This is a genomic window from Mesorhizobium sp. M1348, from assembly GCF_040317925.1.
GTDB lineage: Bacteria > Pseudomonadota > Alphaproteobacteria > Rhizobiales > Rhizobiaceae > Mesorhizobium.
Genome location: NZ_JAMYLH010000014.1, coordinates 107,929 through 128,060, shown reverse-complemented (window position 1 = coordinate 128,060; position 20,132 = coordinate 107,929). Strand labels below are relative to the sequence as shown.

Genomic DNA, 20,132 nt, shown 5'->3' with positions numbered 1-20,132 from the left:
CGGCGCCGGCATTTCATTGATTCCCGAGGAGAGACAGTCATGAGAACGATGATGACCGCGCGGTTTGGCGGCAGGCTTGCGGCGATCGGCGCCACCGCGATGCTTACTGCGGCGGTGTTCGTGCTGCCGGCCAAGGCGCAAACCGATGCCAAGGCGGTCATCAAGACTTATTCCGACATCGCGCTCGCCAAATACGAGGATTCGCTGATCACGGCCGAGGCGCTCGACAAGGCTGTCGATGCGCTGCTCGCCAAGCCATCGGCCGAAACGTTGAACGCCGCCCGCGAGGCCTGGAAGGCATCGCGCGTTCCCTATCAGCAGACCGAGGTCTATCGCTTCGGCAATGCCATCGTCGACGACTGGGAAGGCAAGGTGAACTCTTGGCCGCTCGACGAGGGCTTGATCGACTATGTCGCCAAGAGCTACGGCACCGAGTCGGACGCCAACGCGCTCTACACCGCCAATGTGATCGCCAACAAGTCGATCGAGATCAACGGCAAGAAGGTCGACGCCACCAATCTGACGCCGGAGTTCCTCTCCGGCACCCTGCAGGAGGCCGGCGGTATCGAGGCCAATGTGGCGACCGGCTATCACGCCATCGAATTCCTGCTTTGGGGGCAAGACCTGCACGGCACCGGTCCGGGCGCCGGCGAGCGGCCCTACACCGATTACGACCTCGCCAATTGCACCGGCGGCAATTGCGACCGTCGCGGACAGTACCTGAAATCGGCGAGCGACCTTCTGGTTTCCGATCTCAAGGATATGGTCAACGACTGGAAGGAAGGCGGCGCCGCCCGCAAGAACCTTGTCGATGGCGAGCAGAATGCCGCCATTTCGACCATCTTCACCGGCATGGGCTCGCTGTCCTACGGCGAGCTCGCCGGCGAGCGGATGAAGCTCGGCCTCTTGTTGCACGATCCGGAAGAGGAGCACGATTGCTTCTCCGACAACACCTACAACTCCCACCTATATGACGCGATCGGCATCCGTGCCGCCTATCACGGCAGCTACACGCGGCTTGACGGCACTGTCGTCGAGGGGCCGTCGGTGGCCGACATGGTCAAGGCGGCCGATCCGGCGATCGACAAGGAATTGTCGGCTAAACTGGATGTCACCATCGCCAAGATGGAGGCCATCAAGGCGCGGGCGCTTGCCGGCGAGGCCTATGACCAGCAGATCGCCGAGGGCAACGCTGACGGCAACGCCACCGTGCAGGCGGCGATCGACGCGCTGGTCGATCAGACCAAGTCGATCGAACGCGCCGTCGGCACCCTGAAGCTCAATGCCATCGCCTTCGAGGGCTCGGACAGCCTCGATTCACCGGACAAGGTGTTCCAGTAAACTTCGAAACCAACAGCCACGCGGCGCAATGAGCGCCGCTAGCCAGAGCGACAAATGCTGATCTGCCATTGCAACATCATCACCGAAAAGGAGATAGAGCAGACGATCGTCGGACTGCTGGATGAGGACCCCTGGCAGCTGATCGTGCCGGCGAAGGTCTATCATGCCATGCACAAGCGCGGTCGCTGTTGCGGCTGCTTCCCAAATGTGGTCGAAACGATCATTCGGGTCACCGAAAATTACCACGCCCGCTCGGCGGCGAGCGGCGTGGACATCGTTTCACACCTGGATCGCGTCAGAGGCCTGCGCGTCCAATACGGGAGCAGAACCCATGAAAGGCGAACAGCAGATCATAGAGCGGCTTAACGAGGCTCTGTTTCTGGAACTTGGAGCGGTCAATCAGTACTGGGTGCATTTCCGACTGCTGGAAGACTGGGGATACGCCAAGCTGGCGAAGAAGGAACGCGCTGAATCGATCGAAGAAATGCACCATGCCGATCGGCTCGTGGCGCGCATCATCTTCCTCGAGGGCCATCCGAACCTGCAGTCCGTGGCGCCGCTGCGCATCGGGCAGAATGTCAAGGAAGTGCTCGAATCCGATCTTGCCGGCGAATATGACGCGCGCACCGCCTACAAGCGTTCGCGCGAGGTTTGCAACGAAGCAGGCGACTACGTGACGATGAAGCTGTTCGAGGAATTGCTGGCTGACGAGGAAGGTCATATCGACTTCCTCGAGACGCAACTCGACCTGCTCGCCTCGATCGGCGAGGAAAAGTACGGCCAGCTCAACGCGGCGTCGGCCGACGAGGCGGAATAAGGATATGCGGGAATGCGGCGCTCCCTAGAGTTCTTGCGCCGCTTGCGGCCGGCCGAAGGTTGCGGCCTGCCGCCTCAGAAGAAGCCGCGATACGGTATCCTTCGCGGCGCTTTTCTTGTCGTGGTGGCGACGCTCACAGCCTCGGCGCTGGCCGGAGCGCCGCAACCGGCGGGGCTTGCCACCAGCCGCACCGATCTGACGCCGAAGGATCTGGCGCGCGTCACCGCCATTACCAGGCCGACCAGCGATTTTTCCAAGCCCGAGCAATTCGAGCTGATGCAGGGCGGCGCCGGCACCTCGAAGAAGGACGTCAACAAGGACGCCTTCTCGCAATCCTCTGCCAACATCAGCTTCGAGGAAGAGGGCACCTTCAAGCTCGGCAACGCCATTTTCCGCAAGAACTGGGTGTCGTCGCCATCCTCGACACAGGCCTCGGATGGGCTCGGTCCGCTGTTCAACGAGCGCGCCTGCCAGAACTGTCATCTGAAGGACGGTCGCGGCCATCCGCCCGAAGGCGACAGCGGCACCACCTCGATGTTCCTGCGCCTGGCAAGGGAAGCCAGTACCGAGGAGGAGAAAGCCGCGCTCGCCGATCACAAGGTGCTCAACTTCCCCGACCCGGTCTATGGCACGCAACTTCAGGAGCTAGCCGTTCCCGGCCTGCAGGGCGAAGGCAGGATGCATGTCGATTATCAGGAGCAAAAAGTAAAACTGGCGGATGGTAGCGCAGTGTCGCTGCGCAAGCCGAGCTATTCGGTCGAGGGCCTCGCCTACGAGCCGCTCGATCCACACACCACGCTGTCGCCGCGCATGACGCCGCCGATGATCGGCCTTGGCCTGGTCGAGCAGATCGCTCCTGCCGACATCCTTGCCCGCGCCGATCCGGCCGACCGCGATGGTGACGGCATTTCCGGCAGGCCCAACATAATACGCGACGGCAGCAGCGGTGAACTGACGCTCGGCCGTTTCGGCTGGAAGGCGCAGGCCGCATCGATCCGCCAGCAATCGGCGGACGCTTTTGCCGGCGATATCGGCATTTCGACGCCCGAGGTGCCGAAGCACTGGGGCGATTGCACTGCCGTAGAAAAGACCTGCCTTGCCCTACCCAACGGTGTGCAGGAGCGCCTCGGTCCGGTCGAAGCGCCGCCGCCCGTCATGGACCTCGTGACCTTCTATTCGCAAAACCTTGCCGTGCCGGCCCGGCGCGACCTCGACAGACCGGACGTGCTCGCCGGCAAAAAACTGTTCTACGATATGGGCTGCATCTCCTGCCATACGCCGAAATTCGTCACCCGCCGCGGCACCCCGAACAAGGCGCAGGCCTTCCAGCTGATCTGGCCGTATTCCGATTTCCTGCTGCATGACATGGGACCGGGCCTTGCCGACGGCCAGGCGGTGGGCGAGGCCACGGGAAGCGAATGGCGCACGCCGCCGCTGTGGGGCATCGGGCTCACCCAGACCGTCAGCGGCAACACCTTCTTCCTGCATGACGGGCGCGCGCGCAGCCTGGCCGAGGCGATCCTGTGGCATGGCGGCGAGGGCCAGAAGGCGCGTGACCGCTTTGCCGCTGCCGATGCGGCCGACCGCGCCGCGCTGATCAAGTTTCTGGAGTCGCTCTGATGCCGAAGCGTCTTGCGTCTGCACTCGTTCTGATGCTGGTCCTCGCCGGTGCGCTGCCGGCATCCGCGGTGGCGAAGGCTTCGGATGTGATCCAGCGGGCGATCGACGGCTTCGTCCGCCCGGCCTATGCCAGGCTGCATGACCATGCGGACAGCTTGACCGAGGCCATGCACACGCTTTGCCAGACGCCCTCGCAAGACAATCTCGATGCGGCGCGCGCCGAATTCTCGGGTGTCGTGGATGCCTGGTCGGTGGTGGAAATCATCCGTTTCGGGCCGATCGCGGAAAACAACCGGCTTGAGCGCATGCTGTTTTGGCCGGACCGCAAGAGCATCGGCCTGAAGCAGGTGCAGGCAGCACTTGCCGGCAAGGATCCGACAGCCGCCGATCCGGCCCAGCTGGCGACAAAGAGCGTCGCCATGCAAGGGCTCGGCGCACTGGAATTCGTGCTCCATGGCGACGGCGCCGATCAATTGGCCGGCAGGGACGACGCCTATCGCTGCGCCTATGGCGCGGCCATTGCCGGCAATATCGAGGCAATCGCCGGCGAGGTCGGCAATGCCTGGACCAAGCCCGACGGCTTTGCCGCGCTCTGGGCCAATGCGGGTCCGCAGAACGCGCTCTATCACGACGGCGCCGAAGCGGTGACCGAACTGGTCGGCGTCTTCATCAACGAGCTGGAAATGGTGCGCGACGTGCGCCTGAAAAGCTTCCTGGGCGCCAAGCCGGAGGCCGACAAACCGAAACAGGCGATCTATTGGCGCTCGCAAAACACCGCCCGCTCGCTGACCGGGAATCTGGCGGGAATGGACGCGCTGTTCCAGGCCTCGCAGCTTGGCGAAGCGCTGTCGCCCGATGCGCGCTGGATGGCGGAATCGGTCCACATCCAGCTCACCAACGGGATCGAGGCGGCCAAGGCATTCAGGGGTCCGATCGACAAGGCACTTGCCGATCCGGCGCTGCGCCAGAAGCTCGACTATTTCTCGCTGGTGACATCCAGCCTGACGAGCCTGATCGGCACCAGGCTGACCGCCGAATTCGGCCTGACCGCCGGCTTCTCGTCACTGGATGGCGACTGATCATGAGGACGCCGCTGATCGATCGGCGCGATTTCCTGAGGGCCGCAGGCGCTGGTTTCGTCGCGGCGATGGCGCCGTCAGCCTGGGCAAAGACACTCGACGCCGACGCGGTCTTCGCCACCGCTTTCGTCAAGCGCGACGGCGGCTATGGCGCGGCCATCCTGTCCGAGGCCGGCAAGTTGTTGCACACGATCGATCTGCCCGATCGGGGCCACGACGTTACCTTCGACCCGGTGTCCAAGCGTTCGGTGGTGTTTGCCAGGCAGCCGGGCACCTTTGCTGTCGTCTTCGACCATACCGGCCGCGGTGAACCGCACACCATTGCCAGCGTTGCCGGCCGGCACTTCTTCGGCCATGGCGTGTTCTCGGCCGACGGTGCGCTGCTCTACGCCACCGAGAACGATTTCGACAATGCCGCCGGCGTCGTCGGCATCTATGACGCGCATGCGAAATTCAAGCGCATCGGCGAGTTCCCGACCTATGGCACAGGCCCGCACGAGCTTTTGCTGCTTTCCGACGGCAGGACGATTGCTGTGGCCAATGGCGGCATCGAGACGCATCCGGATTATGGCCGCGCCGAGCTCAATATCGCAACGATGAAGCCGTCCTATGTTCTGGTCGACCGCCTTACCGGCGATCTCACCGAAAAGCACGAATTGCCGCCGGCCCTGCACCAGCTATCGATCCGCCATATGGATGCCGACCGCTCCGGCACCGTCTGGTTCGGCTGTCAGTATAGGGGGCCGGGCACCGATCGCCCCCCGCTGGTCGGCCGCGCGGCGCGTGGCAAGGACTTGCAATTGCTCGACATGTCGCAGGATGTGCTCTCCGGCTTCAGGAACTATATCGGCTCGGTCGCCGCCAACCCTGCCGCCGGCACTATCGCCGTGTCTTCGCCTGAGGGCAATTCGCTTGCCGTGATCGACGCGGCCAGCGGCCGCATCGTCGCCACCAAGGCGCTGGTCGAGGTCTGCGGCGTTGCACCCGATGGGGAGAGCTTCATGGCGACGACCGGCGCCGGCGAAATCGTCGAGGCCGGTGGTTCGATCCGTTCCGAGCCGGACTATGTCTGGGACAATCACGTGCTGCGTATCGAGCAGGTCGGCTAGTCCCGATACTTATTGTGGCGATTGCGTGCGTTGAAACTTACATTCGTGGACCCGCGCCGAAGCAAAGTCGCCTGACGATTTATCCATTATTCCCTTGCGGGGATCAGCCCTGGCGGGCAGAGGGAAGCTGTTTTCGAACTCAACCGGCCGCTTCATGAAATTGCTTGCCATCGACTGTGCCGCCAATCTCTGCGCCGCCTGCGTCTACGACGCGGCGGACGGGAAAGAGCTCGGCCGTTCGGTGCTCGATCTCGGCAAGGGTCATGCCGAGCATCTGATGGGTGTCATCGAAGGGGCGTTGAAGGCGGCCGGAACGGACTTTAGCGGCCTCGGCGCCATTGCCGTTTCCACCGGTCCGGGCTCCTTCACCGGTCTGCGCGTCGGCGTCTCGGCGGCGCGCGGCCTTGCGCTGGCACTGAAAATCCCGGCGATCGGCGTGACGACTCTGGAAGCACTGGCGGCGCAAGCGAGAGTAACGTTTCCCGGCCGCGCCGTTCTCGCCGCGCTCGATGCAGGGCGCGAGGAAATCCATGCGGCACTTTACGATGAAGCATCCGTTTTGACTTACGGTCCCTCGGTGACCACGCTTTCGCAAGCCGCCGCCATCGCGGTTGACTGCTCCGCGGTTCTTGCCGGCACCGCGACATCGCAAATTGCCGCCTCGGTCGGGCGCGCTTTTGATACAGGCCCGATCGGGGCCACCGCCGACATCGCCGTCTATGCCCAGCTGGCCGCGGCCCAAGGTGCCGGTAAAAAGGGCGAGGGCGAAAAGCCGAAGCCGCTCTATCTGCGCGGCGCCGACGCCAAGCCGCAGGCCGGCTTTGTTTTATCGAGGCAAAAAAACTGATGCGCATTCCGTTCCTCCAGCCGCGCCGCAGGGACTATGCGCTCGAGCCGCTGACGATTGCCGACAGCGCGGCCATGTCGGTGCTGCATCGCGAGGATTTCGCGCGGCCGTGGACCGACGACGAATTCGCCGCACTGCTCGAGCAGGATACGGTGTTCGGCTATGCCGCGCGCGAGACCGGACAGGGTGCCAAGCCGCCGGTCGGCTTCGTGCTCGCGCGGCTGGCGGCCGGCGAGGGGGAGATCCTGACGGTCGCGGTGGCACGTTCGCATCGGCGCCGGGGGCTCGGCTGGCAATTGATGGACGCGGTGCTGCGTGAACTGCACGCACAGCGCGCCGAGGCACTTTTCCTCGAGGTAGACGAGACCAATGTCGCCGCGATCGCGCTCTACCGGCGGCTCGGCTTCCGCGAGGTCGGCAAGCGCGCCAACTATTACAAGTCGCCGGAGCACGGCCCGACCGGCGCGCTTGTCATGCGCCGCGATCTTCGCTAGCCAAACGCCGGGGTGGTGCGGATGATCGGAAAAATCAGGATTTTCCTGGCGCTGGGGCTGGTTGTCGTCGGCTCATTGGTGCTTGTGCCGCTGCAGATCCTGTCGATGAGGACCGGACTCTGGCGCGAGACCTTCATCCTGAAGATCTGGCACAGGATGATCGTCAGGGCGCTGGGGCTGCGCATCCATGTCAAGGGAGCGCTGTCCGGCCAGCGCCCATTGCTGATTGCTGCCAACCACATCTCCTGGACCGACATCATGGTGCTGGGGTCGATGGTCGACGTGACGTTCATCGCCAGGGCCGACATGGCCGGCTGGCCGCTGATCGGCATGCTGTCGAAGCTGCAGCGCACCGTCTTCATCGAACGTGAGCGTAAGCGTTCGTCGGGCGACCAGGCGAGCGAGATCGCCGGCCGCATGGCCAAGGGCGACGCCATGGTACTGTTCGCCGAAGGCTCGACCGGCGACGGCAACATGATCCTGCCGTTCAAGAGCACGCTGTTCGGCGCCGCTACAATGGCGATTGCTGAAGGGGCGGCCGAACAGGTCTTCATCCAGCCGGTGGCCATCGTCTATACGCGCCTGCATGGCGTGCCGCTCGGCCGCCGGCATCGGCCGGTTGCCGCCTGGATTGGCGATGAGGAGCTGATGCCGCACCTCAAGGTGCTGATGGCCGAGGGCGCCCTCGACGTCGAGGTGCATTTTGGCGAGGCGATTGCTTTCTCCAAGGGCTCCAGCCGCAAGGAGACGGCAAAGCAGATGGAACGCCAGGTGCGCGAGATGGTGCAGGCGGCGCTCGCCGAACCGCGCCCAAGCCGGTAAGCTGCGCGGGTTCCGGCCAGATTCGTCTGTTTTTTGTCAGGGAAAGGCGCTAGAAGCCGCGAAATGGAATTGAACACGATAGAACGCGACGACATCGGCGCTGCCGCCGAAGACCTGGTCGTTCCGGCTGCCGCGACCAGGAAGGTCTTCGTCAAGACCTATGGCTGCCAGATGAACGTCTACGATTCGCAGCGCATGACCGATGCTCTGGCGGCCGACGGCTATGCCGCGACAGACGCCATCGGCGAGGCCGATCTGGTGCTGCTCAACACCTGCCACATCCGCGAAAAAGCGGCGGAAAAAGTCTATTCCGAACTTGGTCGCATCCGTGAGTTGAAGGCGGAACGTGCCAAGGCCGGGCGCGAAATGCTGGTCGGCGTCGCCGGCTGCGTGGCGCAGGCCGAGGGTGCCGAGATCATCCGTCGCTCGCCGGCCGTCGATCTGGTCATCGGTCCGCAGACCTACCACCGGCTGCCCGGTGTGCTGGCGAGGGCGCGTGGCGGCGAAAAGATCGTCGAGACCGACTATGCCGTCGAGGACAAGTTCGAGCATCTTCCGCAGCCAAAGCGCGCCGAACTGATCAGGCGCGGCGTGACGGCGTTCTTGACCGTTCAGGAAGGCTGCGACAAGTTCTGCACCTTCTGTGTCGTGCCCTATACGCGCGGCTCGGAAGTCTCGCGGCCGGTGGCACAGATCGTCGCCGAGGCCGAGCGCCTGGCGGATGCCGGCGTGCGCGAGGTGACGCTGCTCGGCCAGAACGTCAATGCCTGGCACGGAAGAGGCGAAAACGGCGAGGAATGGGGCCTTGGCCGGCTGCTGTTCAGGCTGGCCGAGATTCCGGGTCTAGCGCGGCTGCGCTACACGACCAGCCATCCGCGCGATATGGACGATGAATTGATCGCCGCCCATCGTGATTTGCCTGCGCTGATGCCCTATCTACATTTACCGGTGCAATCCGGCTCCGACCGCATACTCAAGGCGATGAACCGCAGGCATATGGCCAAGGACTATCTGACGTTGATCGACCGCATCCGTGCCGCACGGAACGACATCGCACTGTCCGGCGATTTTATCGTCGGCTTTCCCGGTGAGACGGAAGCGGATTTCGAGGCGACCATGCAGTTGGTGGAAGACGTCAACTATGCCTCGGCCTTCTCGTTCAAATATTCTCCGCGCCCCGGCACGCCGGGCGCGGAGATGAGCGATCACGTGCCGGAGGCCGTCAAGGACGAGCGCCTGCAGCGGCTGCAGGCGCTGCTTCTGAAACAGCAGCAGGATTTCGGCGCAAGCCTGGTCGGCAGGACTATCGACACGCTGATCGAAAAGCCGGGCCGCCAGGCCGGCCAGAAGGTTGGCCGCTCGCCCTGGCTGCAGCCGGTTATTGTTGATGAAAAGGCCGGCGAAATCGGTGACATTATCCAGGTACGAATCACGAAGACGGGCTACAACAGCCTGTTCGCCGAATTGGCCTGAAGGCCTCGGCAGATGAGGAGAGACGGTTGAGCGCTGCTGAAGTCAAGAATCTGCCCCAGAATCTACCCTCCGGGGCCTCGGATATGGCGCACATCGTACTGACTTTCGACAATAACAAGCTTGCCAGCGCCCTTTACGGCCAGTTCGACGAGAATCTGGCCAGGCTCGAGCAGAAGCTCGGCGTCGACATCCGCTCGCGCGGCAATCAATTGACCATCAAGGGCTCTTCCTCGGCCGCCGAGCAGGCACGCCGCGCCTTGGACAATCTTTACGGCATTCTGCAGAAAGGCACCGATATCGGCCAGTCCGATGTCGACGGCGCCGTGCGCATGGCGATCGCCACCGACGACCAGCTGACGCTGCCGACGCTGGAGCGCAAGGGCAAGGTGTCCGCCGCCCAGATATCGACGCGCAAGAAGACCATCTATGCCCGCTCGCTCAACCAGGACGCCTACATGCGCGCGCTGGAGCGGTCGGAACTCGTCTTCGGCATCGGCCCGGCCGGCACCGGAAAGACCTATCTGGCGGTGGCGCATGCGGCAATGCTGCTCGAACGCGGCATGGTCGAACGCATCGTGCTGTCGCGCCCCGCGGTCGAGGCCGGTGAACGGCTTGGCTTTCTGCCGGGTGACATGAAGGAGAAGGTCGATCCCTATCTGCGGCCGCTCTATGATGCACTCTACGACATGATGCCGGCCGACAAGGTCGAGCGGGCGATTGCCGCCGAGGTCATCGAGATTGCGCCGCTGGCATTCATGCGCGGCCGTACGCTGGCGCACGCTGCCGTCATCCTCGACGAGGCGCAGAACACCACGCCGATGCAGATGAAGATGTTCCTGACCCGGCTCGGCGAGAACTCGCGCATGATCGTCACCGGCGATCCGACCCAGATCGATCTGCCGCCAAACACCAAGTCCGGCCTGGTCGAGGCACTGAGAATTCTCGACGGCGTCATCGGCATGGTGACGGTCCGCTTCAATGAAGGCGACGTCGTCAGGCATCCGCTGGTCGCCGAGATCGTCAAGGCCTACGACCGTGACGGTAAGCTGGCCAGGGGCTTGGGTGTCGAAAGCTGATATGATTATGCGGCCGCATGGCTGAGGAACAAAAGGCGGGGGGGCCGCTTCCCGTCGAGATCGATATCGCGATCGAGGCGGGCGACTGGCCCGGCGAGGCGGTGCTGATACGGCTTGTCGACCGCGCCGTCTCGGCCGCCTTTGCCGAAACCGGTGGGGACGGCCGTTCCGAGCTCAGCATCGTCTTTTCCGACGATGCGCATATCCGTACGCTCAATGCCGGCTGGCGCGGCAAGGACAAGCCGACTAACGTCCTGTCTTTCCCGGCTTTCCCGCTCAAAAAAGGTGAGCCCCTGCCGCCGATGTTGGGCGACATCGTGCTTGCCGCCGAGACTGTCGCGCGCGAAGCAGCACTGGAAGACAAGCCCGTCGAGGACCATATCTCCCATCTCGTCATCCATGGCCTGCTGCATTTGCTGGGCTATGATCACGAAAGCGATGCCGAAGCGGAACTGATGGAAGCGACAGAGCGCGCAGCACTTGCGAGGCTTGCCATTCCCGATCCCTACACGTAATTACAAAAGACCAATTGACCGGACGATGATGAACGACAAACCAGAGACTGCCGCCCGCTCCGACGCCGGCAGTGCGATCAAGCCTTCCGAAACGACGGAAGAGGGCTCGAGTCCGAGTACCACGACCGGCAGCTTCGCCAGCGAGGCATCGCCTGCCGGTCCTTCCCTGTTCGATCGCGTGCTCGGGCTTTTCAGGCACCGCAACGGCACCAGCCTGCGCGAGGAGATTGCCGGTGCGCTCGCCGAAACGGCGAGCGATGCAGAATCCTTCTCGCCCGGCGAACGCGCCATGCTCAACAACATCCTGCGCCTGCGCGAAGTGCGGGTCGAGGACGTCATGGTGCCGCGCGCCGACATCGAGGCGGTCGAGATCACCACGAAGCTGGGTGATCTTCTGGGGCTGTTCGAGCAGTCCGGCCATTCCCGCATGCCGGTCTATTCCGAGACGCTCGACGATCCGCGCGGCATGGTCCATATCCGCGACGTGCTGGCGCACATCACCAAGGTCGCCCGCGTCAGAAAGGGCAGGACGACCAGGAAAACCCCGGTCGCGACGGTTCTCGATCTCGCCCAGGTCGATCTGGCGCGCACCATCGGCGATCTCAACCTGATCCGACCGGTGCTGTTCGTGCCGCCGTCAATGCTCGCCTCCGACCTGATGGGGCGAATGCAGACGACGCGCACCCAGATGGCGCTGGTCATCGACGAATATGGCGGCACCGACGGTCTCGTCTCGCTCGAGGATATCGTCGAGATGGTGGTCGGCGACATCGAGGACGAGCATGACGAGGACGAGCCGATGATCACCCAGGCCGGTGAAGGCGTCTTCATCGTCGACGGCAAGGCCGAGATCGACGACGTCGCCAAGATGATCGGCGAGGATTTCGCCGCCGGCGAGCACGGCGAATATGTCGACACGATCGGCGGCATGATCTTCAACACGCTTGGCCGGGTGCCGGCGCGCGGCGAAGTGGTGCAGGCCATACCCGGCTTCGAGTTCCATGTGCTCGACGCCGATCCGCGCCGTGTCAAGCGCGTTCGCATCGTCGAGACCCTGAAGGGCGAGCGCCGCCGCCGCGCCGTCCGCACCGAGCAGGCTTGAAAGACGCGGCTTGCCCGATGCCGGTTGAGGACCCGTTCAAGCACTCGACCTTGGGCTCCGGCGTCTTCTACCAGGATCCGCGGGCCGCATTGACCTGGCTTGAAAAGGCCTTCGGCTTCGAGCCGAGCATGGTTGTCAGCGATGCCGATGGCAGGCTGGTCCATTCCGAGATGCGGTTCGGCGATGGTTATATCATCGTCGGTTCCGAATGGGCCGACCATATAGCCAGCCCGGCTTCAGTTGCAGGCAAGAACACGCAGTCGGTCTATGTGCGCCTCAAGGACGGCATAGATGCCCACTGCGATCGTGCAAGGGCGGCGGGAGCCGAGATCGTCCAGGAGCCTGCTGACCAGTTCTACGGTGAACGGCAGTACAGGGCGCGCGATCCTGAAGGCCATGTCTGGACCTTTTCCCAGACTGTCCGCTCTGTCCCACGCGAAGAGACTGAACGGCTGGGCGGACTGAAGATCGAAGGCTGGCATCGATAGCTATGAGCGGACTAGGTCGCCCGGTTTGGAGCCAAGGCCGTGGCCTGATAAATCTTGCTTCCTGATTCGCACGACTCGGAAGCATAGATGGAGCGCCAGGCCGGCCGGATAATTCTGCTTTGGGGCTGGCGGCGCGCGCTGGTGGCGTTTCTCGCCGGGGCGCTAGCGGTTCTTGCCCAGGCGCCTTACGATTTCTTCGCCGTCTGTTTCGTTTCGTTCCCGCTGCTGGTGTGGCTCCTCGACGGCGCGACCGGCGAAGCCTCGGACGGTTTTCTGCGGCGCTTGCGGCCGGCTTTCGCCACCGGCTGGTGGTTCGGTTTCGGTTACTTTCTTGCCGGTCTCTGGTGGGTCGGCTCGGCGCTGCTGGTCGAGGCCGACAGCTTTGCCTGGGCCTTGCCGTTCGCGGTGGTCGGCATCCCCCTCGCGCTGGCCTTCTTTTACGGTTTCGCTGCCGTGGTTGCCCGGCTGTTGTGGAGCAACGACATTGGCCGCATCGCCGCGCTCGCCTTCGGCTTTGCGCTGGCGGAATGGCTGCGCGGCTTCCTGTTTACCGGTTTTCCGTGGAATGCCGTCGGCTATGCGGCGATGCCGGTGCCTTTGCTGATGCAGAGCGTCTCGGTGACCGGCATGGTCGGCATGAACGCGCTTGCGGTCTTCGTCTTCGCGCTGCCGGCCCTGCTTGCGGCGCGCAAGCATCTTCGCCTCGGCGCGGCATTGCTTGTCGTTCTCGTCGCCGCCCATGCCGGCTTCGGCTATATCAGGCTCGCCGCCCCCGAAAAGCCAGCCGCCCGCAGCCTCGACGTCCGTATCGTGCAGCCTGCCGTCGACCTTACGGAAAAATGGGATGCCTCGGTGCGTGACCGCATCTTCGCCACCATGATGGGCCTTTCGGCCAAGGCGCCGGAACCCGGCCATGACAGGCCGCAATTGATCCTGTGGCCGGAGACCTCCGTGCCGTTTCTGTTCACCGAACGTCCGGATGCCCTGCCTGCCATCGGAGAGATGCTTGGCGATGGCCAGATGCTGGTTGCCGGCGTCGTTCGCGAGGAAGGCGGCTCGGCGACCGGCAGCCGTTACTACTACAACTCTGTGGTGGCGATCGACGAAAGGGGCGAAATCGTCGATGCCGTGGACAAGGTCCATCTGGTACCCTTTGGCGAATACCTGCCTTTCGCCGATCTGCTCGGCCGCTTCGGGCTTGAGCAGCTTGTTGCCGGTCCGATGACCTTCGCGGCCGGCAATGAACGGCACCCGATCGCGCTGCCCGGCGGTATCCGGGCGCTGCCGTTTATTTGCTATGAGGTCATCTTTCCCGATCTCGTCGCGGTTGACGCAACGGCAGCCGAGCTTATTGTGAACGTCACCAATGACGCCTGGTTCGGCGACACGCCGGGGCCGTACCAGCACTTCAGGCAGGCGCAGATCCGGGCGGTGGAGAATGGGGTGCCCCTGTTGCGCGCGGCTAATAACGGCATTTCGGCCGTTGTCGACCCGCGCGGTCGCATCGTCGACGCGTTGGCAATCGATGCACGCGGTGCAATCGATGTGCGTGTGCCGATCTCCAACCAAGACATCGTTTCCTCCGGCCAACGACGCATTAACGGAATGCTGATCATGTTTTTGCTTGCCGTTGCGGCATGCATTTTGAACGTAAGGCAAAGGCTACGGGCGAATTGACAGCCGACACATTAGAAACTCATACTGTAAGCGCCTGAAAAATTATCGAAGTCGATAGGTCGTTCTGTTGGGGCACGGGCCGCCGTCTTCGTTTGGGCAGCAAAATAGAAAAAGCCGGAAAAATTCGGCGAGGAAAAAATGACAGAAGAAAACAAGAAAAAGCCGAATCCGATCGACATCCACGTCGGAAGCCGTATCCGGCTTCGCCGCAATATGCTGGGAATGAGCCAGGAAAAATTGGGCGAAAACCTCGGCATAACGTTCCAGCAGATCCAAAAGTACGAAAAGGGCACCAATCGCGTCGGCGCCAGCCGTTTGCAGGCAATCGCCTCCATACTCGGCGTGCCCGTCGCCTTCTTTTTCGAGGATGCGCCCGGTCAGGAGCCCGTGGGCAACCGTGGATTTGCCGAGGATGCGTCGATGACCTCCGCCGTCGCGTTCTGCGGCAGCCCGGAAGGCCTCCAGCTGAACCGCGCCTTCGTCAAGATCGCCGACGTGAAAGTGCGCCGCAAGATCATTGAGCTTGTGAAGTCGCTCTCCGCCGACGAGGTCGATTGACTGGCCCGTGAAGAGTTCAAAGAGGAAGAGGTCGTCGTAGCTGGGATGTAATTTCTCGCGGCTGCGCGCATCGAGGGATGTGCATTCCGCAGATGCGCTAAAGCGCGGATCGATTTTGCCCGACACGCTTCCTCGAAGCCATTTTCCTCAGTCTGTTGGTGCAAGGGCTGATGGCAGTGCGCCCTGCCGCCATCTCGGGATGCAAAGATAATAACGTCAAAATTCATGCCAGAACGGCTGCACGGCTTGACGAGCGGCGCCCGGCACCGTTAACAACTGGCGCGCCAAAATCGGCAGCCTGCCGATATTTTTTCAAGAGGGGACACCCGTGACGCGGCACAATTACTTCTTCACCTCGGAATCCGTTGCCGAGGGCCATCCCGACAAGGTCTGCGACCGTATCTCCGACGAGATTGTCGATCTCGTCTATCGCGAAGCCAGAAAGACCGGCATGGACCCGTGGAAGGTCCGCGTTGCCTGCGAGACGCTTGCGACGACCAATCGCGTTGTCATCGCCGGTGAGGTGCGCGTCCCCGAGACGCTGCTCAAGAAGGACAAGGAGGGCAACATCCTGAAGGATGCGGCCGGTCATCCGCTTGTCAACCCGGCCAAGTTCAAGTCGGTCGCCCGCAAGGCAATCCGCGAAATCGGCTACGAGCAGGCAGGCTTCCACTGGAAGACGGCTAAGATCGAGGTTCTGCTGCACGGCCAGTCGCCGGATATCGGCCAAGGCGTCGACAACGCCTCCGACCGGCAAGGCGAGGAAGGAGCCGGCGACCAGGGCATCATGTTTGGCTATGCCTGCCGCGAGACGCCGGACCTGATGCCGGCGCCGATCTACTACAGCCACAAGATCCTCGAACTGCTGGCCGCTGCGCGCCATGAAGGCAGCGGTGATGCAGGCAGGCTCGGGCCGGATGCCAAGAGCCAGGTTACAGTCCGCTATGTCGACGGCAAAGCGGCGGAAGTGACGCAGATCGTGCTGTCGACCCAGCATCTCGATGAGACGTGGGATTCGAAGAAGGTGCGCAACGTCGTCGAGCCCTATATTCGCGAAGCACTGGGCGACCTGAAGATCGCCGATAATTGCAACTGGTACATCAACCCGACCGGCAAGTTCGTCATCGGCGGGCCTGACGGCGACGCCGGCCTGACCGGCCGCAAGATCATCGTCGACACCTATGGTGGGGCTGCGCCCCATGGCGGCGGCGCATTTTCCGGCAAGGACACCACCAAGGTCGACCGCTCGGCAGCCTATGCGGCGCGTTATCTCGCCAAGAACGTGGTTGCCGCGAAGCTTGCCGATCGTTGCACTATCCAGCTTTCCTATGCGATCGGTGTCGCCCAGCCGCTGTCGATCTACGTCGACCTGCACGGCACCGGCAAGGTCGACGAGGCAAAGCTCGAGCGTGCGCTGCGCACCGTGATGGACCTGTCGCCGTCCGGCATCCGCCGCCACCTCGATCTCAACAAGCCGATCTATGCCAAGACGTCGTCCTACGGCCATTTTGGCCGCAAGGCCGGCCGCGACGGATCCTTCTCCTGGGAGAAGACCGATCTCGCCAAGGCGCTCAAGGACGCTCTCGCCGAACCAGTCGCCGAAGCAGTCGCCGCCTAACCGCGGCGCCTATGGACCCGAAGGACCAGCCAAGCCGTGCGACCGAGGCATTTTTCGGTCGCCGGCGCGGCAAGACCATTCGACCGCGACAGGCGGCGGCGCTGGAGAGCGGCTTCGCCGTTTACAGGCTCGATCTGACGGTCGAACCGCCAGCCGATCTGCGCAGCCTTTTCGAAGCCGAAGTTTCGGCTGTCCAGCTCGAAATCGGTTTTGGCGGCGGCGAACATCTTCTGCACCGTGCCACGGCCAGCCAGGCGACCGGCTTTATCGGCGTCGAGCCCTTCGTCAACGGCATGGCCAAGATGATGATGGCGGTCCGGGAGCGGCCGCTTGCCAATCTGCGCGTCTATGACGACGACGCCACACGCCTGCTGGACTGGCTGCCGCAGGCTTCGCTTGACGGCATCGATCTTCTCTACCCGGATCCGTGGCCGAAGAAGAAACACTGGAAGCGGCGCTTCGTCAGCCCGATCAATCTCGACCGCTTCGCGCGCGTCCTGAAGCAAGGCGGAAAGTTCCACTTTGCGTCCGACATCGACAGCTATGTGAACTGGACACTGCTGCATTGCCGGGCGCACGGCGCCTTCATGTGGCAGGCAAGCGAAGCAACCGACTGGCACCGGCCCTATGATGGCTGGCCGGGGACGCGCTATGAGGCCAAGGCCATTCGCGAAGGCCGACGGCCCGCCTATCTCACCTTCGTGCGGAAATAAGCAGGAAATCCGAGCTGAGCAAAAGGCGAGCGGGCCGAAGGCTCTCGTCGCTCACATGGCTCAGAAGCGACGGATCTTGTCGAAGGCGGCCGGCTCCATGCCTAGATTGCGCAAATCATGCGCATGCGGCTTGCGACCGCTTTCCACAGCCCGCGACGCTGCTACGGCGCTGCCGAACACGCTAAAGACATCGCCTATGGCTGAAAAAAATCCACGATTGTTCATGGTGGTACCCTTTCGAGCGCAGTGAGCGCTCCAATTGTGCAATGCAACATAGATAGTCGTGCGTCGCCGGTGCTCAAAGGGGGATCACTGCATGGGCGCCATGCATTTGGCGCAGCCTGCGGACTCGACCCTTGCTGTTATGCACGACGGGCTTGAAACGAGCACCATGATCGTCTATATCAGCTTCAAATTCTTGGTCGGTATGACGAAGAGTGGGTCCACCCGGTCCCGCTCTTTTTTATTACCTGCCGGCCAAACAGGAATCGAGCGACAGGGACCGAATGACAGTGACGGCAAGCGAAGGCGACGACCGCATCATCCGCGAAAGCGGCATCGATGCGCGCATCGCGCTGATCGTTCAGCCGGTACTGCGCGCCATCGGCTTCCGCTTGGTGCGTGTGCACCTGTCGGGCCAGAACGGGCTGACGCTGCAGATCATGGCCGAGCGCGAGGACGGCACCATGACGGTCGAGGATTGTGAAGAGGTCAGCCGGGCGGTGTCGCCGGCGCTCGATGTCGATGATCCGATCGAGAAGGCTTATCATCTCGAAGTATCGTCGCCGGGCATCGACCGGCCGCTGGTCCGCAAATCGGACTTTGCAGCCTGGACCGGCCATCTGGTGAAGATGGAAACGTCGGTTCTCGTCGCCGACCGCAAGCGCTTCAAGGGCAAGATCGCCGAAAGCGACGCGGACGGTGTGCTGATCGAGCGCGACAAGGCCGCTTACGGCGAGGAGCCTACGGTGCGTGTCCCCTACGATGCGATTGCCGAAGCGCGGCTGATTCTGACCGACGACCTTATCCGCGATGCGCTGTCGAAGGACAATCGGGCGCGCAAGGAAGCCAGGAAACGCCGCGGCGAACCCGAAGATGCACCAGAGGGTGCGGAAGACGAAACCGAACAGGAAATGTGATTGGGCTGCCGGCCGTAAAGGTTGGCAACAAGCTCGGGAGAAAGAAGATGGTTGTAAGCGCCAACAGGCTTGAACTGCTGCAGATCGCCGATGCGGTCGCGCGTGAAAAGTCGATCGACAAGTCGATCGTCATCGCCGCCATGGCCGATGCGATCCAGAAGGCCGCGCGCTCGCGTTACGGCCAGGAAACCAACATCCGCGCCGACATCAACGCCAACACCGGCGAGATGAAGCTGCAACGGCTGATGGAAGTGGTCGAGAAGGTCGACGATTACGCGACGCAGATTGCCATTTCCTCGGCGCGCGAGCGCAATCCGGACGCCCAGCTCGGCGATTTCATCGCCGAACAGCTGCCGCCGATGGATTTCGGTCGCATCGCCGCCCAGTCGGCCAAGCAGGTTATCGTGCAGAAGGTGCGCGAGGCCGAGCGCGACCGGCAATATGACGAATACAAGGACCGTATCGGCGAGATCGTCAACGGCACCGTCAAGCGCGTCGAATACGGCAACGTCATCGTCGATCTCGGCCGCGGCGAGGCGATCATCCGCCGCGACGAGCTGATCCCGCGCGAAAACTACAAGTATGGCGATCGCGTCCGCGCCTATGTCTATGACGTGCGCCGCGAACAGCGCGGCCCGCAGATCTTCCTGTCGCGCACCCATCCGCAGTTCATGGCGAAGCTGTTCACTATGGAAGTGCCGGAAATCTACGACGGCATCATCGAGATCAAGTCGGTCGCCCGCGATCCGGGTTCGCGCGCCAAGATCGCTGTCATCTCGCGCGACAGCTCCATCGATCCGGTCGGCGCCTGCGTCGGCATGCGCGGCAGCCGCGTCCAGGCGGTCGTCGGCGAATTGCAGGGCGAGAAAATCGACATCATTCCGTGGTCGCCTTCGGCCGCGTCCTTCATCGTCAATGCGTTGCAGCCGGCGGAAGTCGCCAAGGTCGTGCTCGACGAGGATGCCGAGCGCATCGAGGTCGTCGTTCCCGACGATCAGCTGTCGCTGGCCATCGGCCGCCGTGGCCAAAACGTCCGTCTTGCGTCGCAGCTCACCGGCTGGGACATTGACATTCTGACCGAGCAGGAAGAGAGCGAACGGCGCCAGAAGGAATTCGTCGAACGGTCGTCGCTGTTCATGGAAGCCCTCGACGTCGACGAGATGGTCGGCCAGGTGCTCGCTTCCGAAGGCTTCACCAGCGTCGAGGAGGTCGCGTATGTCGACTCCGGCGAAATCGCGTCGATCGACGGCTTCGACGAGGACACGGCTTCGGAAATCCAGACCCGCGCCCGCGAATATCTGGAAAAGATCGAAGCCGAGCATGACGAGAAGCGCAAGGCGCTCGGCGTCAAGGACGAGCTGCGCGAGATTCCCGGCATCACCACCGCCATGATGGTGACGCTCGGCGAGGACGGCGTGAAGACGATCGAGGATTTCGCCGGCTACGCCGCCGACGACCTGACCGGCTGGAAGGAACGCAAGGACGGCGAGACGAAGGTATTCCCGGGTGTGCTCGCCAATCATGGTGTGTCGCGCGCCGATGCCGAGCAGATGGTCTTGGCCGCCCGCCTAAAGGCTGGCTGGATCACCGAAGACGAGCTTGCTGCCGAGGGCGTGCCGGCTGACGAAACCGTCGGTGCGTGAG

The 20,132-nt window shown here is 63.0% G+C and carries 21 protein-coding genes; 20 read left to right on the top strand and 1 reads right to left on the bottom strand.

What is annotated here, in order from left to right; all coding sequences use genetic code 11:
* Positions 1-51: 51 nt before the first annotated feature.
* The 18 genes from NKH13_RS22280 (at position 52) to trmB (ending at position 17,349) form a co-directional block, all read left to right on the top strand.
* A complete protein-coding gene (locus NKH13_RS22280) occupies positions 52-1,341 on the top strand; it encodes an imelysin family protein (protein WP_502914576.1) in 1,290 nt (429 codons plus the stop codon).
* Positions 1,342-1,395: 54 nt separating this feature from the next.
* The gene (locus tag NKH13_RS22275) at positions 1,396-1,707 is read left to right on the top strand and encodes a (2Fe-2S)-binding protein (protein ID WP_023676882.1); all 312 of its coding nucleotides are present in this window, start codon (positions 1,396-1,398) and stop codon (positions 1,705-1,707) included.
* Positions 1,673-2,158, top strand: coding sequence for a bacterioferritin (bfr, locus tag NKH13_RS22270; RefSeq protein WP_023676883.1), 486 nt, complete (start codon positions 1,673-1,675; stop codon positions 2,156-2,158). Before NKH13_RS22275 ends, bfr begins: the two co-directional genes overlap by 35 nt.
* 12 nt (positions 2,159-2,170) lie before the next feature.
* Positions 2,171-3,778 (top strand): di-heme oxidoreductase family protein, encoded by a 1,608-nt coding sequence (locus NKH13_RS22265; protein ID WP_352914363.1) that lies wholly within the window; start codon positions 2,171-2,173, stop codon positions 3,776-3,778.
* Positions 3,778-4,857 carry an imelysin family protein gene (locus NKH13_RS22260; protein WP_352914362.1) on the top strand — a complete coding sequence of 360 codons (1,080 nt, stop codon included), beginning with the start codon at positions 3,778-3,780 and terminating at the stop codon, positions 4,855-4,857. The genes NKH13_RS22265 and NKH13_RS22260 overlap by 1 nt, the downstream gene beginning before the upstream one ends.
* A gap of 2 nt (positions 4,858-4,859) precedes the next feature.
* Complete coding sequence (locus NKH13_RS22255; protein ID WP_352715825.1) at positions 4,860-5,966, top strand: DUF1513 domain-containing protein; 1,107 nt, start codon at positions 4,860-4,862, stop codon at positions 5,964-5,966.
* A gap of 154 nt (positions 5,967-6,120) precedes the next feature.
* On the top strand, positions 6,121-6,813 hold the full coding sequence (gene tsaB, locus NKH13_RS22250; RefSeq protein ID WP_352914360.1) for a tRNA (adenosine(37)-N6)-threonylcarbamoyltransferase complex dimerization subunit type 1 TsaB: 693 nt from the start codon (positions 6,121-6,123) through the stop codon (positions 6,811-6,813).
* Positions 6,813-7,307, top strand: coding sequence for a ribosomal protein S18-alanine N-acetyltransferase (rimI, locus tag NKH13_RS22245; protein WP_352715821.1), 495 nt, complete (start codon positions 6,813-6,815; stop codon positions 7,305-7,307). The genes tsaB and rimI overlap by 1 nt, the downstream gene beginning before the upstream one ends.
* Before the next feature lie 21 nt (positions 7,308-7,328).
* The gene (gene olsA, locus NKH13_RS22240; RefSeq protein WP_352715819.1) at positions 7,329-8,129 is read left to right on the top strand and encodes a lyso-ornithine lipid O-acyltransferase; all 801 of its coding nucleotides are present in this window, start codon (positions 7,329-7,331) and stop codon (positions 8,127-8,129) included.
* A gap of 63 nt (positions 8,130-8,192) precedes the next feature.
* Positions 8,193-9,602 carry a tRNA (N6-isopentenyl adenosine(37)-C2)-methylthiotransferase MiaB gene (gene miaB, locus NKH13_RS22235; RefSeq protein WP_352715818.1) on the top strand — a complete coding sequence of 470 codons (1,410 nt, stop codon included), beginning with the start codon at positions 8,193-8,195 and terminating at the stop codon, positions 9,600-9,602.
* Between the two features lie 83 nt (positions 9,603-9,685).
* Positions 9,686-10,678 (top strand): PhoH family protein, encoded by a 993-nt coding sequence (locus NKH13_RS22230; protein WP_502914575.1) that lies wholly within the window; start codon positions 9,686-9,688, stop codon positions 10,676-10,678.
* Positions 10,679-10,695: 17 nt separating this feature from the next.
* The gene (gene ybeY, locus NKH13_RS22225; protein WP_352914355.1) at positions 10,696-11,193 is read left to right on the top strand and encodes an rRNA maturation RNase YbeY; all 498 of its coding nucleotides are present in this window, start codon (positions 10,696-10,698) and stop codon (positions 11,191-11,193) included.
* Between the two features lie 28 nt (positions 11,194-11,221).
* Positions 11,222-12,295, top strand: coding sequence for a hemolysin family protein (locus NKH13_RS22220; protein WP_254816261.1), 1,074 nt, complete (start codon positions 11,222-11,224; stop codon positions 12,293-12,295).
* 17 nt (positions 12,296-12,312) lie between these two features.
* Positions 12,313-12,783, top strand: a complete 471-nt coding sequence (locus tag NKH13_RS22215; protein WP_352914352.1) for a VOC family protein — start codon at positions 12,313-12,315, stop codon at positions 12,781-12,783.
* 87 nt (positions 12,784-12,870) lie between these two features.
* Complete coding sequence (gene lnt, locus NKH13_RS22210) at positions 12,871-14,460, top strand: apolipoprotein N-acyltransferase (protein ID WP_352914350.1); 1,590 nt, start codon at positions 12,871-12,873, stop codon at positions 14,458-14,460.
* 138 nt (positions 14,461-14,598) lie between these two features.
* Entirely contained in the window at positions 14,599-15,018 is a 420-nt protein-coding gene (locus tag NKH13_RS22205) for a helix-turn-helix domain-containing protein (protein ID WP_352715811.1), read from the top strand.
* Between the two features lie 328 nt (positions 15,019-15,346).
* A complete protein-coding gene (gene metK, locus NKH13_RS22200; RefSeq protein WP_352715809.1) occupies positions 15,347-16,636 on the top strand; it encodes a methionine adenosyltransferase in 1,290 nt (429 codons plus the stop codon).
* Positions 16,637-16,647: 11 nt separating this feature from the next.
* On the top strand, positions 16,648-17,349 hold the full coding sequence (gene trmB, locus NKH13_RS22195; protein WP_352914347.1) for a tRNA (guanine(46)-N(7))-methyltransferase TrmB: 702 nt from the start codon (positions 16,648-16,650) through the stop codon (positions 17,347-17,349).
* A gap of 60 nt (positions 17,350-17,409) precedes the next feature.
* Here trmB and NKH13_RS22190 read toward each other — a convergent pair whose 3' ends face one another.
* Positions 17,410-17,574 (bottom strand): hypothetical protein, encoded by a 165-nt coding sequence (locus tag NKH13_RS22190; RefSeq protein WP_352914345.1) that lies wholly within the window; start codon positions 17,572-17,574, stop codon positions 17,410-17,412.
* Positions 17,575-17,855: 281 nt separating this feature from the next.
* Between NKH13_RS22190 and rimP the strand changes: the two genes are divergently transcribed.
* Entirely contained in the window at positions 17,856-18,488 is a 633-nt protein-coding gene (gene rimP / locus NKH13_RS22185; protein WP_023676900.1) for a ribosome maturation factor RimP, read from the top strand.
* A gap of 47 nt (positions 18,489-18,535) precedes the next feature.
* Positions 18,536-20,131, top strand: coding sequence for a transcription termination factor NusA (gene nusA / locus NKH13_RS22180; RefSeq protein WP_023676901.1), 1,596 nt, complete (start codon positions 18,536-18,538; stop codon positions 20,129-20,131).
* Position 20,132: the final 1 nt, after the last annotated feature.